Raw genomic sequence first — 16,883 nt, 5'->3', positions numbered from 1 at the left:
TCCTCATTCGGTTTCCTCATTCGGTTGTGCCAAGAACCCTGAAGCACCTGGTAACCAAGGGTGAGAGCAGCAGGTCTCCCTCGGGCGTGGAGGACAACAACCCGAACCAGCCAGCCACCCGCCTGAACACCTCCACCTCGGACGGTCCGCGTCCCGTCAGCTCCGAGAGATCCTTCGGCGCGCACGGCCCGTCGTACTCGACGAGGACGTCGGTCAGCTGCTTCGCTTCGTCCCACCAGCCGAGCCCGGCGCCCGTCTGCTCCAGGAAGCTTCTGCACCACGAGGGATCCGACTGCGCTTCGCGGAGTCCATCCAGTGCGGTGACCACGGCACGGTCGGGGTTTTCCCCACTCGCCATGACCTCGGAAGCGATCAGCTCCACCAGCAGCGGCCAGCCGTCGGTGAGTCCGAGCACCTGGTCGACGTACTCGTCGTCCGCGAGCCGCTCCAGAACCCCGTCACCACGCCAGTGAAGAGGCAAAGTGTAGGGGTCGTACCGCTGCAGCGACATGACGTGGTTCTCCGCCTCCGGTGAGGCCGCCAGTTCGCGCAGCCACTCCAGGTTGGGCAGACCCGCGACGAGCACTGCTGCGCGGGACGCGCCCCGGGACTGGGGGATTCCGATCCCCGCCTGACCGCCTACCGCGTACCCGTATGCGCGCAGACACGTGTCCACCGCGGTATGCGGGCGCAGGTCTCCGATGACCAGCGAGCGGTGGTTACCGTCGGAGCCGGTTTCGAGCTTCGTCTTGAACTCCTTCAGGGTCTTCATGTCGATGAGATCCACGTTGACGAGCTGGGACTGGAGCTCGTGAAGCGTAGGCACCACCTGGTCGATCCAGGTCGCCTCACTGCCGACCACCACCTTCGCGATGTTGCCCTTGCGGAGGAGTTGAGCGAGCTGGGCGTTGACCAGCGGGCGGCGGCGGTCGCCGGTCGCACGCACGGGCCGGTGCAGTTCCCTGGCCTGCCGCACGGGCAGCGCGGACCTCGGCAGCAATTCTAGGCTTTGCGCCAGTTCATCTCTCGTGCCCAAAGCACGCAGAACGGTCTCGTTGCGAATTCCCCGGCGATCGTGGTCGACACTTGCGTCCGCGAGGATGCCCAGCCCCGCCAGTTCGTCGAGCAGTTGGCGGAAGGCGTCGAAATCGGTCTTCTCGAAACCACGCGGCCACGCCTCACGGCACCTGGTGAACAGATGGGGATCGGGCATCCGCGCTTCCTGCCCGTACTCGTAGGCGTGCAGTGCGAGCACGTTGGTGATCACCTTCGTCCGCACGTCCAGATCCAGGGTCAGCTTCAGCGCCCTGCGCAGTTCACGCCGCGTCTCCGCGTCCGAAAGCACATCGACGACCTGGGACGTGGTGATCCGCCAAGGTGGGGGTGCGAGCGCGACCCGTGAGTTGCCCCGCGACGCGAACTGGCGGTTGAGCAGTTTCTCCGCGACCAGTTGGATCAAGTAAGGCTGGTAGCTGCAGTGGAGCAGGATCTGCTGTGCGTCGTCCACATCCAGCCGGTAGCCGAGGGCGGCGAGGGGTTGGGTAACCAGGTCGTAGGCGGGCTGCGATCCCAGCGGCCCGATCCTCAAGTGGCCGGTGGGGCTGAGCGGGCTGTTGCCCACCGAGTAGTGCTGGACGGAGTGGAGACCGGCGAAGACGACCTGGCAGCGGGACTTCGTTCTGGTCTTGAGGTCGAGCAGCCTGCTTACGTTGGAGAACTTCGGTGCGTCCCCGTCGACGAACCCCTCGGCTTCGTCGAGCAGGATCAGCAGCCGCCTGTTCGACCTCTCGTCCAACCAGCGCTGGATCGAGCGGGGAACCGCGTCCTTCAGGTTTCCCTGCTGGGAGCCGAGGCTCTTGCCGACGCCCTTGTCGGTCAGGCGCTGGGCGAGTTCGGCCCACACGAGGTCCGGGTTCTCGTCGATCCCCGGCAAGCGGTCGACCTCGAACCACACCACTACAAGGGTCTTCCCGTCTGCTTCGCTCTCGACCTCGTGCATGAGGGCGCTCTTGCCCATGCCGCGCCCGCCGTAAATGATCGAAGGAGCCTTACCCGGTTGGAGCAACCGCCCCTTCTCCTGTTCCCTGCCGTAGAACATCTCGGCGGGGACGTCCGCCGTCTTCTCCGACCTGAACGGCTGCGTCGCGCTGAACGGCAAGCTCAGCCTGACGAACGCGTCGTACTTCTCCCGGCGGGTCGCGATCCAGGTGAGCAGTGCGTCGTCGAGCAGCACGGCGGCACGGCGGGACGGGTCCCACCACAGGGCTGCCAGCTCAAGCCTGCTCTCAGCCGAGAGGGTCCCCAGGTAGCAGATGATGAGGGGGAGCGAGGACTGGTCCGCTTCGCGCCACTCGTCCAGTTCTTTCGTGGTCGGTTCATTCCAGACCACCAGGAGCCTGTAGCGGCCTTTCGCGATCGACCCGAGCGCCGGGACCGGGGAATCACCCGTGATCGACGCCTCGACTTCGAGGTAGCGCCGCCCTCGGGCCCACACCTTGAAGGAGGTGGTGCCCGTCAACTGGTCGACGTTGACCGCCCGGATGTCCAGGCCCACGAGTCGGAGTGAGGGCAGGAGGGTGTCGGGTACCAGGCTTGGCTGCCACCCGCCTGTGAATGCCGCACGCAACCGGACCCAACCCTGGAGCCCATTCGCGACCTCATCGCGGACAGCCTCCGAAAGCGGCTCGACGGGCAGCGCGGGGTGCGCCGAGCCGTTGCGCACGGCTGAGATCAGATCGTCGTCGATGCCTCCCGCGAGCACGTCGACACCTGCGGGGTAGAACGCCTCGAAGCCGCTTTCCTTCCGCTCGTGGAAGAAGTAGTCACCGCTTTCCAGGTGCGCGAGGTCGTCATCGGCGAGGTCTGTCCTTCCCCGGGCGATGCGGTCGCGAATCTGGAAGGCTTTCTCCTCCGGGCACCGGTCGGCGAGGTCATCCAACCGCTCGTGCAAGCGCTGTGCCTCCGCCTGCCTCAGCCGGACGATCCGGCTCTCGACTGCGCTGAGCGCCTGGGACGCCGTTCGCACATCGCCGTCAGGCTCGTCCAGGATGCTCAATGCGCTGTCCACCACGCCGACCAGCTGGGCTTCGGTCACCGCGTCGAGCGACATCGGGACCTGGACCGCGGTAGTCGTGGTGGCGAAACCGCCGATGCCCGCCCTGAGCAGCTGGCGCCGTGTTTCCCTCAGGTCCGACTTGAGCCGGGTAACGCGCTCCGTCCGGATCTCCGCGAGTCTGGTACGTGCCGCACCGCGCTGTGGCTCTTGGACGAGGGCGACCAAAGCTGCACCGGTCGCGAAGTCGTCCGCATCGGCTTTCGCCAGAGCGATGGCCACCAGGTCGCAGCCGGTGTCAGGGACGTCCAGGAGTTCGGTGGCCCGTTCCAGGGAGGTGCGCCCAGGGGAGATGATCCGTCCAGCGGTGCTGTCCCAGGAGGCGCCGGACAGCGAGAGGAGCGGGAAGTCCAGAACAGGGAACGGCAGCCGTTCCACCTCGGACGCGGCCACGTTCCCGCCGATGAGGTCGGCAAGTCGGGTGAGAGCGGCTCGCGCGGCACGTGCGGCAGCCGCAGCCAGTGGTTCCGAGTTGTCCTCGTGCCCCGCCATCAGGCCGGCCACGGCCGTGACCCCGGTGAGCAGCGTCGCCTTGAGTTCACCGAGCTGGAGTTCGTCGTGATTGTTCGCGCTAGAGATGCTGTGCCGTTCGCGGGCTTCGACCCACCGCTCCACCGCAGCGACGTCCTCCCGCAAGGTCGACAGCATCTCTTGCCGGACCGCGCCTGAGATCACCTTTCCGGCAGGCTGTCGGTGGGCCTTGGCGTCGGCGTCGATGAGCCGTTCGAGGGCGGACGTCTTGTTCAGCTTTCCCAACACCGTCTTGACGGCTTGGACGTGTGCACGACGGTCATCCGCCGCGGCGAGCAGGACGTCGCCGAGAGTGCGCGGTTCTTCGGTCGGGAGAGCGGCCGGCGCTCGTAGGCGCGCCAGGACGGCGGCGCCTCGGGGAAGGCGCACCTGCCGTTGGGCACCCGCGCGTTCGCGGGCGTACGCGGCGGCGGTCAGCACCTCATCATCTGCTCCCGCCGACGCCAGGGCAGTCACTCCTCTGCCCGCGAGCATTCCCCTGCGGACCAATTCGCCTGCGGCACGGGCGAGCGAGCCGGTTCGGTCATCCATGTGGTCGGCCAGGTCGACGAGGAGGTTCCCCGCGTTGAAGCTCCCCGTCATCACAGCGGCGGTGAGCGCAGCCCCGGTGGTCAGTGACCTCGCCGCGTTCCCCTCGACGAGCAGGCTGGCCTTCACGGTCCTCAAAAACTCGTCGAGTTCCGGTTCGTGGGCATCCCCAGGACCGATCACCGAGAAGGCCAGCGCGGCCAGTCCTGCGGCTTCGGCCAAGGCCGGGTCGTGCGGCTGGAGGAGGTGGTGCGCCAGGGCGAACTGCCCGTGGTCGAACCAGGCCACCGCTTTCGCGACGACGTTGGGATCGAGGCAATCGGCGGAGGTGGTTGCCGGACGCTCGTGACCCTGCGGTTCCGCCACAGGGGGTGGAACGGGGGGCTGCGTAGACCTCACCGCACGGCCCTTGACAGCCTTGGCAGGCAACGTGGTGCTCGGTGCTAGAGGTTCCTCCAGCACCGACGACCTGGGTTTCGGTGACGACTCTGGTATGGCGGGAGCGACAACCTCCTCCTGCGCGCTTGGCGCGTCCTCGGCCGGCGTCGGTGCTGCCGCGCCAACTGCAGCGGTCGCGTCCGCTTCAGGGGGAATGACGACCCGGCCCCGCACTGCGGCCGTCAGCAGAGGCAGGATCTCCTTGGGCGCTGTATCCCTGAGCTGCTCGTAGCGGACCTCGACCTCCGAGTCGTCACCGTCGTCCCCTGCAGCGTCGAGTGCAAGGCGAACGACCGCAGTCAGAAGCTCAGCATCGGCTCGGTCTTGCGCCGTGGCGGGTGGCCAACGGTCGAGCACACCGTTGACCAGACCCAGCACGACCTCCAACGCCTTGGCCGCACCGCCAGGAACTTCCGCGCCCAGCAGCATCCGGATCACAGTCGCCTCGTCCGAGGATCGGGTTATCCGCTGCACGGCCGCGTCGATGGAGTCGAGCGCGGGCTCGACCTCGTGAGCGGACCGTTCCTCCAGCGCGGACGCCACCTCAAGCAACTTGTGCCTGACGGCTGTGAGCTCGGCCAAGTCGGACTCGGTAGGAGCCAGTCCGCGTTCCGACCCGCTGAGGACGCTGCGGCAGGTCACGACTGCCCGTTCCACGGCCTGGTGAGCGGCCTCCGCGAGTTGGGCGGGTGCGCCATCCGCTTCCTCGGGACCGCCTGCTACGGCTTCCCAGAACTCTCGGATTGCAGCACGCGAGATGTCTTTGACGAGCAAGAGGTCGAGCGCGGCTGCGTCGTGCTCCTCCAACCAGGTCAGCGAGACGGCCAAGAACGGGGACTCGGGTTGCGGGCACAGGGCGACGGCGAGGGCGCGAACCAACGAGGTCATCCCGTCTTTCCCCAGCCACCCGGTCCCCTTGCTCGCCGACTCGAGCAGTAGGTCCCGTACGGGTCGGGTGAGGTCGTGCGCGACTCGTCCCGCGAGGTCCTTTGACGTGTTCAGCCCACCCCGGAGCTTCACGGCGAAGTGGGCCTGCTGCTGGAGCGTCGGTCTGCGCTTGCTGTCGCCGGGAAGTCCGAGGCTTTTGAACAGGCGGCGCTGCTCGGTGATCGGCAGGTCGACCAGCAGCGTCTTCCAGGTGTCGTCGTCCACCTCGTGGAGCAGCCGGTCGCACTGCTCCAGCACGTCCGGCATGACCGCTTCCGCGAGTGCGCGCACCGCTTGGACAATGGTCTCATCCGACGCTGCGGAATCCACATCGACGCCTCTGAGCCGGACAGCCTTGATCAGACGGTCGCTCCGCTCTTCACCGGACACGGTGGAACTCCTCACGCGATGCCCGTGCACCGCACTCGACAGGTTGTTGCTGGTGGACGCCGGTCAGGATCAGCAGACTTCGGACGTTCTTCCACGGTGCTTGCGCTTCCCGGAGGACTCCCTCACGAAGGTGATCCGAGGGGACAGGGTCGTGGGGTCCAGTCCCATCTTCCGTGCGTAGAGGACCGCGAGTTCCCGCTGCTGTGGCTGCTGCCCCATCGGTACCGAACGCAGGTGGCCACGGCGCAGGAAATCCTCCCCAGACGACGAGACACCGCTGTCGGCTGTTGGCGCCCGGCTCGGACGATTGGCAGGCGTGGGGTGCAGGCCGAGCACGAGTGCGAGGTCGCTCGACGCGGGTTTCCCGCGAGCACAGGACTCCGCTTTCCACTCCGCGTCCGCCTGGTCCGTCTTCCTCGGTGTCAACCAGTCACCCTGGACATCGTCCTGGTGCAGCAGTACACCCCAGTTCAGGCGTACCGCCCCTTGGTCGGTGATGAACTCTTCCAACGCGTCGCACACATCGAGGGGGGACGGAGGTCCCGAACCGTCCACGCGGTTCTCCGACAACACCTTCTCCACGAATGTCGTCAGAGGGATGAAGAGTTCCGGCTTGCCGGGGCCGACGCGCAGGCCGAACGTCCGGAAGAGCTGTCGCACCAAGGACATGGTGAGCACGCCCTCCCCGGTTTCCTCGTCGGCCGGGTCGATCAGGTAGCGCAGCAGCACAACCGAGTCGAACAGGTAGTCGATGGGGATGCCCTCGACGTCCACCGGCTCGTCCAAAGCCGTGCTGGTCACCCTCACCTGGAAGCTGTCCGTGCACCAAGAAGCCGTCAGGCGAATGCCGGAGAACATGCCGTCGGGCCACGAGATGCCATGGAGCTTGGCACCGTCCAAGCGCGTTCGCTGACGACGCTGCCTCGGGTCGAGCTCCGTCCCGGGATGGCTGACGTCCAGTTGGAGGTTGGCGTCAACGGGGAGTTCGGAACGCATGGCTTCCGCGACCTTCGGCGTGAGCGGCAGGGTACCGGCCTCCAGATGCCTGGGACCGAGGACGAACTTCCAGCACAGCGTCGTGTCGTCCACGTGGTGATCGCGCACCGCGACCCCGTCAGCGTATTCGTGCTCCTCTTCGATCTGTTCCACAGCATGGACTTCCTCGGGCGTGCTGTCGCCAACGATGAGGGCTTCTGGTTGCTGCGCTTCGCTTTCCATCGGACTTCCACCGCGAGCAGGCTCGTCGGCAGATACCGGTACGCCCTCTTCGCCGCGCTCGTCCTCGACGTGACCGGTGGTTTCCAGCCATCCGAGTGCCAGTGGCAAGTCGACCTCCTCCAGCAGTTCCTCCGCAACGGATTCAGCGACCGCCCCACGCCAGACTCCACCGCCCTGCCAGGCGTCGTCCAAACGGACGTGGACAGCGGTGCCGCCGATGGCCATGGCACCCCCGTGTTCCTGCGTCAGGTATTCGACCAGGTGGAGCTGGGCGCAGACCAGGGTGGTCGCGTAGCGCGGTCCCCGCAGCGCGTCGGCGGGCAAGTGCGAATCCTCGGGATCAGGGATGTCGGCGCGAAGAGCAGGACCGATGGCGAGGTAAGCAGGTCGGGCAACCGGAAGGCCGAACCGGCGTTCACGGGCAGGCAGGCAAGCGCGTGCGATGGCGCGGGAGAAGCGTTCTACATCGGCAGGATCGACACCGCGGGTGTCCTCCTCACCTGCCAACCAGCGCTCGTAGACCTCCGGGTGCAGGTACGTCTCGCGCCAGCGGCGCATGCAGGTCGCGTCCAGCAAAGCCGTCAGCACGTCGAAAACGGAGTGCAGGGTCTTCGCCAGTTCTTGCGCGTCGTCGACCGGACCCAGTTCGCGCAACGCCTCGCGCACTTCTGCTGTCCGCTGCCGAAGGAGGTGGGAGACGTAGAGCCTCGTGTCATCGAGCTCGGCCTGCTCGTCGTTGGCGTATGAGACGCGCACGACGAGGTGCCCTTCGTTGGTCAGCGTCTTTCCGAGGAGTCTGCGCAGATTGCTGGGTTCTCCTGTGCCGAGGGCCGTGGCGTCGACCACCAGTCGCTCGGTGAGCACCACACCGCCCTCTCCGTCGCTCCGCGAAGTGGACAGCGCAGGATTCTCTGCGCCGGCGGGAGCTCCGGACAGCCACGGGGGACAGGTACCGCTTATGCTGAGTGCCGGGTGCTCACCGTGCCGGAACACGACCTCGCACAGCTGCGGCTTACCGCCGGTCGCGAGGCGTGCCAAGGAGCCGGCGGGCAGTGGGTCGACCACCGCGTTCACCGCGACGACCGGGAGCGTCTCCAGATCGAGCAGTTCGGGGCTGTACCGCCCGCTGTCGAGGTCGTAACCGAAGGCCAAGGCGTTGAAAGCGAGCGGGACGCTCAGGGGGAGGCGTCGCGCTCTCGCCAGTTCGCGCAGGAAGAGGACGGTATCCGGGAACGAGTCGAGATCGCCGGTGAGGAGGTCCAGCGGAAGAACTCCGGTGCGCGGCACCGACGTGGTCGTCATGCTCTTCCCCTCCTGCTCTGCCCACTACGAGCACCTCGGGTGGAATTGGTGGTCGTCCTGGCCAACTGCTGCTCGCGCACGGCGGTCCCCGCCGCCACCAACCTGTCGATCGCCAGGTCCACCTCGCGTGCGGTCACGTCGGGGTGCGCGCCGAACTGGGGCACCTCTCGGAGCCACCGCGGCAGCGGTCGGTAGGTGGAGAGACGTGCCACCCACTCGCGGTCCTTACCCGTGAGGACTGATGTGATCCGGCGCGGGGTCAGCCCTCTGAACGCCGCGGCCAACAGCCTTGCCACACTCGCGTCCAGCCGCGCCGCCCTCGTCGCGCTGTCGACCGGAGCGGGACGGGTGCTCCCGTGGACCAACGCGTTCAGCGGCGTTCCCTCCACGGTGCCCGGGCCGCCTTCGGCGCCTGCGCACACCGAGCAGCGGACCCGGTCAGTCGCGCAGCACCCATCGGGCACCTCGACGTTGAAGTACTGGGCCAGGCGAACGTTCAGGCACGTGCGCTCCCGTCCGAAGAACCTGTGCAGGTGGTCGGCTTCGGCTCGTGCTCGCGCGATCTTCCCCTGCACCCTGGCCGCGTACGCGGCGGGCAGCACCGGTTCGGCCTCGTTCACCAGGGTGCGCTCCGCCAATCGGACCGCGATGAGCATCCTGTCGTTGGGGCGCTGCGAGACGTCCAGAGCTGCGCTGTCGTGCAAGTCGCACAACATCAACCACAACTCCGCAAGCCCCGGAACCGCCTCGGCGATCCCGTTGTGGGCGCAGGCGTGATCAGCCAGGAGATAGCCGCGTAGCGCCTCCAGGGGAGCGGCTGCCTGGGACACGTCGCTCTCGCGCAGGGGCATGCGCATGACCGCGTTCACGACGGCTTGTGCCAACCCTTCCTCCGGAAGTCTGGTCCCCGGCCGCACCGAGACGATCGCGGGGACGTCACCTCCGTCGAGAACCACTCCCAGGTCCGCGAGAGCGGCGACCGCTCGGGTGAGACCAACCGTCCACTCCTGGATCAAACGCGTTTCCCGAGCTTGAGCGGGGGAGAGCACGCCTCTGTCGACGTCCTGCTCCAGCAGGTGCCGCACCACCGACCGCACGTCCAGGCGTCCCGTCCTCGCGATGCGCAGCACGGTGATGCCGAAGCGTCTCAACAGCGCGGGGTCGAGGTCGAGCTGAGCCATCCACTCGGCGGTCCCCAAAGTTCGACTGGTGGCGTACGCTAGGGCGTGCGTGGTCACCTCCAGTTGGCCCGGTTCCTCCCCGCCACGTCGCGACCACCACGTCCGAGTTGCTGGTAGAGCGCGGCGAGGTCGGTGGGCGGGCTGGCGCAGAACACGGTGCGCACGTCGTCCCGGTCGACGCCGAGCCCGAAGGCGGACGTGGCCACTACGACCATCCGCGCAGCGCCGTCCTGGACCCTGCCCGCCTCCTTGAACTCGAGGCTGACCGCGGCTTTGTCGATCTCGGCGAGCCTGCCGTGGAACTTGCGCAGCAGAACGGGGCGACCGTCCAGGTGGTCGCGCAAGTGTGCGTGGAGCCAATCGGTCTGCCGGACGGTCAGGCAGTAGACGATGGTGTGGCCGCTCTCGGCGTCGATGATCTGCTCGGCGAGCGCCGCCATCGATCGACTGGAGCCGTTCCTGATCGCGCGACGGCCCAAGGTCAGCTCCGGGCGGATCGGGTTCGCCCGCACCACCACGAGGTCCGCGGGAGAACCGACGGCCGCGCGGTCGGCACCGGGAACCAGACCGATTAGGACCTCCTCGCGCAGCGTGTCCTCGATGGTCGGCGTGGCGGTGGCGGTGAGGGCCTGGAGAACGAGTTCTCCAGGTCCGGCCATGGCACGCAGCTCCCGCAGGAGGGCACCTGCGCGCCGGAAGCTGGGCCTGAAGTCCTCGCCCCACTGCACGTAGGTGTGTGCCTCGTCGATGGCGACCCGGCGGAGGGCACCTGAGCTGACCCCTCGTTGGAGCGCCTGCCTGAACCTGGCCTGCGCGAGCCGTTCGGGACTCACGTAGACGATCTTGATCCCGTGTCGGGTGTCGCCGCTGAGCGCTTCCACCACCTCGGTGCGACCGGTCCGGCTGACCGACTCGGGGAGGCTCGCCACCAGCGCGCGGACCGCACCGCCGATGGTGTGGTTCAGACCGAGCGCCTGGTCGTGCATCAGGCTAATCAGTGGACTGACCACGACCGTGACGCCGGGGAGCACGAGTGCAGGCAGTTGGTAACAGTAGCTCTTGCCGTACCCGGTTGGCAGGAGGGCGAGGCTGTCACGACCAGCGGCGACGGCCCTGATGACATCGCGCTGCTGTTCTTTGAGCGTGCGGGGCTCACCGGCGAGCAAGCTCGCCACCCGCTCGCAGCGGCGGACGACCTCGGCTTCGAGCGTGCCCGCGAGCCGGTGTGCGGAGACTTCCTCCTCGGTCAGCTCCAAGGCGCGGATCGCGAGCGTGGCGGGCAGGAGCGTGTGCTCGTCCAGGGCACGGGTGGTGGTCAGCTCCGCGACCCGGTTCCGGGGGAGGACACCTACCTCGGCCAGGAACGGCCAGATCCGCGCCCATGCCTGTCGCATCGTGACCACGTTGCCCCCGGTGGGCTCCCCGGTGTCGGGGTCGGGTAGGAGCAGCCCTTCGTCCAGGCTGCCGAGGAAGACCTGCCGGTAGAGCCTGCGCAGTGGCAGGTCTCCGGCCAGCTTGCGGTCGCTGATGACCACGACTCCTCGCCCGAGGTGGTTGCGGATCAACCGTCCGACCGCCTGGCGGAGGTCGAGCGCGGCCAGCGGCAGGTAGTAGGTCGCGTTCGCGTGCTGGTCCGGATCGTCGAGTTCTTGCTCCTCGGCGGCCCTGCGCACCGATTCGCGCCGGGCGGCGATCACGGGGTCGGTGAAGACGGGGAAGGGCAGCTTGTTGATCCACACCAGGTTGTTGCGCCCTGGCTCGCTCACGTCAACGCCGGTCCACAGACCGCGGGTTCCGACCAGCACGCCGCCGTGGTGCGGCTCGTCGCCGGTGAACTCGGCGACGGCGCGCGCTGTGCCGAGAACGACCTGGTTGTGCACGGGCACCAGACGGCCGTCCTCGGCGTGCAGCAGGCCCAGCTCGTCCGCAATACCGCCTGCGGCGTTGCGGCTCGTTGTCAGCACCATCGCGCCGTGCATCCACGGTCCGGCGCTTCCCACGTGTTGTTCCCCGTCGTCCGCGAGCCTGGTCACCTCCCTGGTGAAGCCCGCTATCTGGTGCGCGACCGTGCGCATGGCCTGTCGCGGTTGCTCCGCCCAGGAGGGGAAGTCGGACAGCGCCACCAGACGGGCCTGGGTCCGGTAGTCGAATGGACCGGCCAATTCCAGGACGTCCGCGTCGGGCAGTCCGAGTCGGGCACGGGTGTAGGCCCACCGGTCCGCTCCCGGTGTCGCGACCGTCAAGGTTGCCGAGAGCAGCGCCATCCGCTTGAACGACGACAGGAAGCTCTGCCACGTCGGGTCGTTCGGCAGCTCGATCGGACTGGCGGCGACGCGGACCCGGTAGTAGGCGAGGCCGCGACGATCGAGCTGGCCGGTCTCCGCTGCGAAGACGACGCGGTCCGGAACCACCGGCGACGCCTCGACCCCAGGCAGACCGACGATGGTCAGCTGCACCGCGTCGACCTCGTCGGTTGCGCTGTCCTCGGCTTCGTCCAAGCCCGCGTCCGGGGCGTCGGAGCCACTGGGGGACTCCTGGGGTTCCCGGTGGTGGACGACGTCGGCGGGGAGCAGCCCGAGCAACGTGTCTTGGAGCTGTTCTGCGTTGCCACGCAGTGAGGACAACCGCTGGAGGGCGGCGGAGATCCTCTGGAGGTCGAAGACGTCGACCACGGTCCTGGCCACGTCGACCAGGTCACCGAGGCGGGCGAGCACCCGTCCGGATTGGCCGACGAACTCACCCATGATCCGCCCCACGACACGTGCGTCGCGTGCCGCCCTCTCACCGGTGTGGGGACTGGCCAGGGTGAGCGTGCGACTGCCGATCTGCGACTGCCCGGCTCGGGTGTCCATGATCCGGGACAGGGTCCGGCGCAGCCGCCCCTCCCTCCACCACTGGGACAGCTCCGCCAGCTCGGTTTCGGTCGGTGCGGTGAGCTGGGGCTGGTGCAGGTCGACGAGGAGGTGTTTGAGGGAGGCGAGTACGTCGTCGACTTCGTCGGCGGTCAGCTCGGCGGACAGTGCGTCCGTCGCAGCGTTCTCCAGCGCGTGCGCCTCGTCCGCGATGAGCAGCGTGGCGTCGGCGCGTGATGCCAGCTCCTCCCAGTGCGTCAGCAGGAGCGCATGGTTGGCGATGACGAGCCGGTGCGCGGACAAGGCTTCCCACACCTCGTCGGTGTGCGCGGCGAGTGGTGTGTTCTTCGGGTCGCGCCACTCGCCGTGAGCGGACTGGCTGAGGCTGGCAGCCCACACCGGCAGGAGTGAGCCGCAGTAGACCTGGAAGAACGCCGGGAGGTCGACGGGATCGATGCTGTGCGCCGCCCAGCGGTAGGTCTTGCTGCGTTCCGGGTGGACGAGGCGGAGAAGGACGAAGACGAGCAGTTCGCGGAAGCGGGTGAACTCGGCGAAGCGAACAGGCTGCCCGGCGCCTTCCGTATCGGTACTGGCCGCGTCGGCGAGGGTATGGACCAGTCCGCGCAGGCTCAGCCGGTTGCTCGAGCCCTTGACCACGTCGGTGGTCTCCAGGAGACCTCCGATCTTCTTCGCCAGCTTGGCCAGCTCGTTCGCAAGCTGACTCTGCAACTGCTTGGTGTGGGTGGAGATGATTGCGCGGTGCTCCGGATCGGTCGCGAGCCAGTTGAGGGCCGCGGCCAACGCCGAGAGGCTCTTGCCCGTGCCGGTGGGTGCTTCCACGAGAACCGGACGGCCCGCATGCGCGGCGTCCGTGATGGCCTGGGCGACCTGTTCCTGCGCGGGGCGGGGTTCCATCCGGCGCTCGTGCAGCACTTGGGCCAATACCGAAGGGGTGAGGCCGTGCTGGTGGTCGATCAGCTCGGCGGGCAGCGCGAGTGGCCTCCGCACAGCTCCACGGCGGGGGCGTTGTTCTGCGAGCAGGATGTTCAGCAGCTCACTGATCTCGGCTACGCCAGGGCGCGCGCCGGTCCTCGGTGGGGCGGGGAGGAGCGCGAAGATGAGTCGCCACGTCGGGCTGTCCTTGCCGATCAGCAGAAGCAGGTCCAGCAATCGTGGGTCGAGTTCCACGACCTCACGAGCGCAGGCGGCCAGCAGGTCGGCGAGCAGAGCCGCGTCGTCCAGCGCGTCGTGGGCCACGCCGCGGCGTTCGATCCCGATCGCGTCGGCGAGCTGGGTCAACTGGTAGCTGCGCGCAGTGGGCCACAGGCAGTTCGCCAGGTACAGGCCATCCACGCGCGCCGCGTCGAGCGGCTTGAGGTTCGTCGAGGCGAACGCCTCGTCCAGAACAGGAAAGTCGAGCTGTTCGCCGTTGTAGGCGACCAGGACGTCAGCGCCTTCTGCCCACTGCGCGAATTGGGACAGCGCGTCTTCGGCTGGGATCACCTTGACGGCGTGCCGCGCCCGGCGGTGGGGCGGCACCTCATGGCCGTCGGACAGCTTCAAGAACCTCTCGAAACTTCGACTTTCTGCCACCCAGTCGACATCGTCGCCGGTCTTCACCGCGCCGATCTGCCAGATCTGTCGCGTCAGCGCTCCGCCGTCATCGATCTTGGCGCGGACGGAGGTCTCCAGATCGACCACGACAACGCGCACAGCGGCGTTCTCGTGCCCGCGAGGCGTCTGCGCTCGGTAGCCGGGCTCAGCGCTCGTGCTTACGGTCGAGGCCGCGGTAGGGGTCTGTGGCTTGTGTGCGGCTCCAGAGACTCCCAGCAGGGTGAAACTGCCATCTGGCTCCACGAGTAGCTCACCAGCTTCGCTGGCTCGGCGCAGCATCGCCCGAGCTGCCTTGGGGGCCGAGGGGAGGTGCGCCTTGGTGAGAACGCCGCAAACGTCTTCCAGCCTTCCTCGCACGAGTCCCGCCTTGCGGAGCAGTCCCGTCAAGCGCGTCGCCAAGTGGGTTCAGCCAGCCCTTCGTTCACATTTACAGCGGGTAACTGGTAGGTGACTCAACGAACGGGGCGGCCGCGATAGAACGCATGGATCGCGACCGCGCAACTCATAGCCGCCTGCCTTCTCAAAGCGCCGTTACCCAGTAGAACTGGGGTACACCTACGGTGGAACCGGGTGTGTGCGAATGATCGTGAACCCTCTGCAGGTCGTTACCTTCTGTCGAAGGTGGTCTGTAAAGACCACCCGAATGGCCCATTTGGGCCTCGACTTCGACGCGATTGCGCTAAAGGCATTCCTGTTCGGTGTCTCGCCGACCGGTCCGCCTCGAACCGGCTATGATGACCGGCATCCAAGCACCTCGGGACGGATGTTCTTGGGCTGCCCGCAGTAGCCCTTTTCATCGTCCGCCGCGCTCCTGCCCGATGGTCGGCTCACGTTGAACCGGCTCACGTTGAACCGGATGGGTTCAGTGGACCGTTGATCCACCGGGCAGAAGCTGGAAGTGACCTGTACTTCGGAGGTTCGGTGAGTTTCCCGGTCAGGTGGAGTCGCCGGAGTCGGAATGGCTGAGGCTGGCGCCGCACCCGGTAGGCGCCCCAACCCGGTGCTCGGCGACGAACCCGCCGTCTCCTACCTGACGGCCCTGCGCAGGTGGCCTGACGAGGTCGCCGCCATCACCCGGACCGCCTTGGCGGCGCGGATGGGTGTTCAGCCGAACGTCGTGACCAACGCGCTCAACCATTCCCGGGGTTGGAGGGCGACGCCGGGGCGGCTCCGCCGTGCACTGGAGATCATCGAGAAGTGCTCTGGCACGAGCGAGGACCTCGATCGGTGGACCCGCTACCACGCCGAGGTCCAGGCGTACGAAGTGCGTGGTCGCCGAGGGTCGCTGCCGGTGCCTCCCGAGCCGTCGGTGTCGGGATGGTCGGTCGACGCGCGTGTCGGTGGTGCGCGGCGAGAACCGCCTGGGGCCGGCGTGCCGGCGGAGCTGGTGCCGGCCTCGATGGCAACCCGCCTGATCGAGCCCTCGTCCGCGTTGGGGCCGGTGCGTGCTCCCAGCGGACTGCTGCGTGCCGAGCGCGGCGTCGTCGAGTTCCGGCACCGCGACGCGGTGCTGGCGGAGCTACGGTCTTGGCTGGAAGGGCCCGCTGCCGTGTCCGTCCGCGTGTTGACCGGTCCGGGCGGTCAGGGCAAGACCCGGCTCGCCGCGGAGCTCGTGGCACAACGGCGGACCGCGGGATGGGTAGCGGGACCGCTGGCACCGGAACTCTCGGCGGACGAGGTGGCGGTTGCCTGCCAGGCCGCGATTCCTTTGCTGCTGGTGGTGGACTACGCCGAGGGCCGGATCGACGATGTGGTGCAGCTGCTGGCCGCCTTGGTGCCGGACCGCCTCCACCCCGCACGCGTCCTGCTGGTGAGCCGATCGGCGGGCGACTGGCTCGACGAGGCGCGCGAGCACGAGGACGACGCGGTGGCAGACCTGTTGGCCGGAGACGTCGAGGTGCCGCTTCCCCCCATCCTGCCGCGTCCGGTCGACCGCCCGACCGAGTTCGTCCGCGCGCTGGCCGCGTTCGCGCGCGAGTTGGGCACGACGACGGCTGGCGTCGTGGTTCCCGACAACTTCGACGACGATCGCTACGGTTGCGCGCTGGACCTGCACGCGGCCGCTCTCGCCGCACTGCTCGACCGTGACGACAGTGCTGGTCCCCTTGGTGATCCGCTGGCCCGGGTGTTGCACCACGAGCGGCGGTTCTGGCGCCGCACACTACCGGGATTCGACCTGCCGGATCCGCATGCGGCGCGGCTGGGCGCGCTGGTGGCCACTGCCACCGCTTTCGGTGCCGACGACCAGGACCGGGCGGCGGCGGTGCTCGGTGCGACGTCCACCCTGCGCGGCCAACTCCAAGACGTGCTCGACCGCTACCTTGCCTGGTTCCGCGATGTCTACCCCGGTCAGACCGCACTAGGAGCGCTGCGGCCGGACCGGCTGGGCGAGGACCACGTGGCGGACGTACTCCGCACGCGACCGGACGTGCTTACGGGCCCGATGGCCGTCGCGGACGCACGTCAGCGGGAGCGGGCGTTGACCGTGCTGGGCCGGGCGGTGGCCCGGCACGCCGACGTCGCTATCCCGCTCGCCCGGCTGCTCGCCACCGACCCCGGTCCGCTGCTCGCCCTGGGCGCCAGGGTGGCCGCGGGGCTGGCGGACCCGGTGCGCTTCACCGCGGTGATGGGCGAGGTCGCGGGTGAGATCGGTGATGTCGACGTGCTCTGGACGTTGGCTGCGGGCCTGCCCGAGACGAGCCTGTTCCTGGCCGACTACACGGCGGTCGTGGCCGAAGGGCTTCGGCAGGCGTGCGAGGACAACGGCGCCCCGCTCGACGAGTTGGCGGT

General features: G+C 68.1%; 4 protein-coding genes and 1 pseudogene. 1 reads left to right on the top strand and 4 read right to left on the bottom strand.

Annotation, left to right across the window (positions count from 1 at the left end):
* Positions 1-16: 16 nt before the first annotated feature.
* The 4 genes from LNK82_RS48080 to LNK82_RS43730 all read right to left on the bottom strand — a co-directional run bounded on the left by LNK82_RS48080 (position 17) and on the right by LNK82_RS43730 (position 14,372).
* A complete protein-coding gene (locus tag LNK82_RS48080; RefSeq protein WP_230572713.1) occupies positions 17-5,926 on the bottom strand; it encodes an AAA family ATPase in 5,910 nt (1,969 codons plus the stop codon).
* A gap of 69 nt (positions 5,927-5,995) precedes the next feature.
* Complete coding sequence (locus tag LNK82_RS43740; protein ID WP_230572712.1) at positions 5,996-8,446, bottom strand: hypothetical protein; 2,451 nt, start codon at positions 8,444-8,446, stop codon at positions 5,996-5,998.
* Positions 8,443-9,627 carry a hypothetical protein gene (locus LNK82_RS43735; protein WP_230572711.1) on the bottom strand — a complete coding sequence of 395 codons (1,185 nt, stop codon included), beginning with the start codon at positions 9,625-9,627 and terminating at the stop codon, positions 8,443-8,445. The genes LNK82_RS43740 and LNK82_RS43735 overlap by 4 nt, the downstream gene beginning before the upstream one ends.
* A gap of 53 nt (positions 9,628-9,680) precedes the next feature.
* Positions 9,681-14,372, bottom strand: coding sequence for a DEAD/DEAH box helicase (locus LNK82_RS43730; protein ID WP_230572710.1), 4,692 nt, complete (start codon positions 14,370-14,372; stop codon positions 9,681-9,683).
* 679 nt (positions 14,373-15,051) lie between these two features.
* On the opposite strand from LNK82_RS43730, the pseudogene LNK82_RS43725 reads away from it, so the two are divergent.
* Positions 15,052-16,883 (top strand): annotated as a pseudogene (locus tag LNK82_RS43725) (hypothetical protein); the annotation flags it as partial.

The sequence above is a fragment of the Saccharothrix luteola genome (assembly GCF_020859565.1).
In the GTDB taxonomy this organism is placed as follows: domain Bacteria; phylum Actinomycetota; class Actinomycetes; order Mycobacteriales; family Pseudonocardiaceae; genus Actinosynnema; species Actinosynnema luteola.
Note: the sequence above shows the minus strand (reverse complement) of the source record. Positions and strands in the feature narration are given on the sequence as shown.

Excerpts from the sequence above, each read along its gene's own strand:
- LNK82_RS43740 (WP_230572712.1), bottom strand. The coding sequence starts at position 8,446 with ATGACGACCACGTCGGTGCCGCGCACCGGAGTTCTTCCGCTGGACCTC.
- LNK82_RS43730 (WP_230572710.1), bottom strand. The coding sequence starts at position 14,372 with ATGCTGCGCCGAGCCAGCGAAGCTGGTGAGCTACTCGTGGAGCCAGAT.
- LNK82_RS43735 (WP_230572711.1), bottom strand. The coding sequence starts at position 9,627 with ATGGCTCAGCTCGACCTCGACCCCGCGCTGTTGAGACGCTTCGGCATC.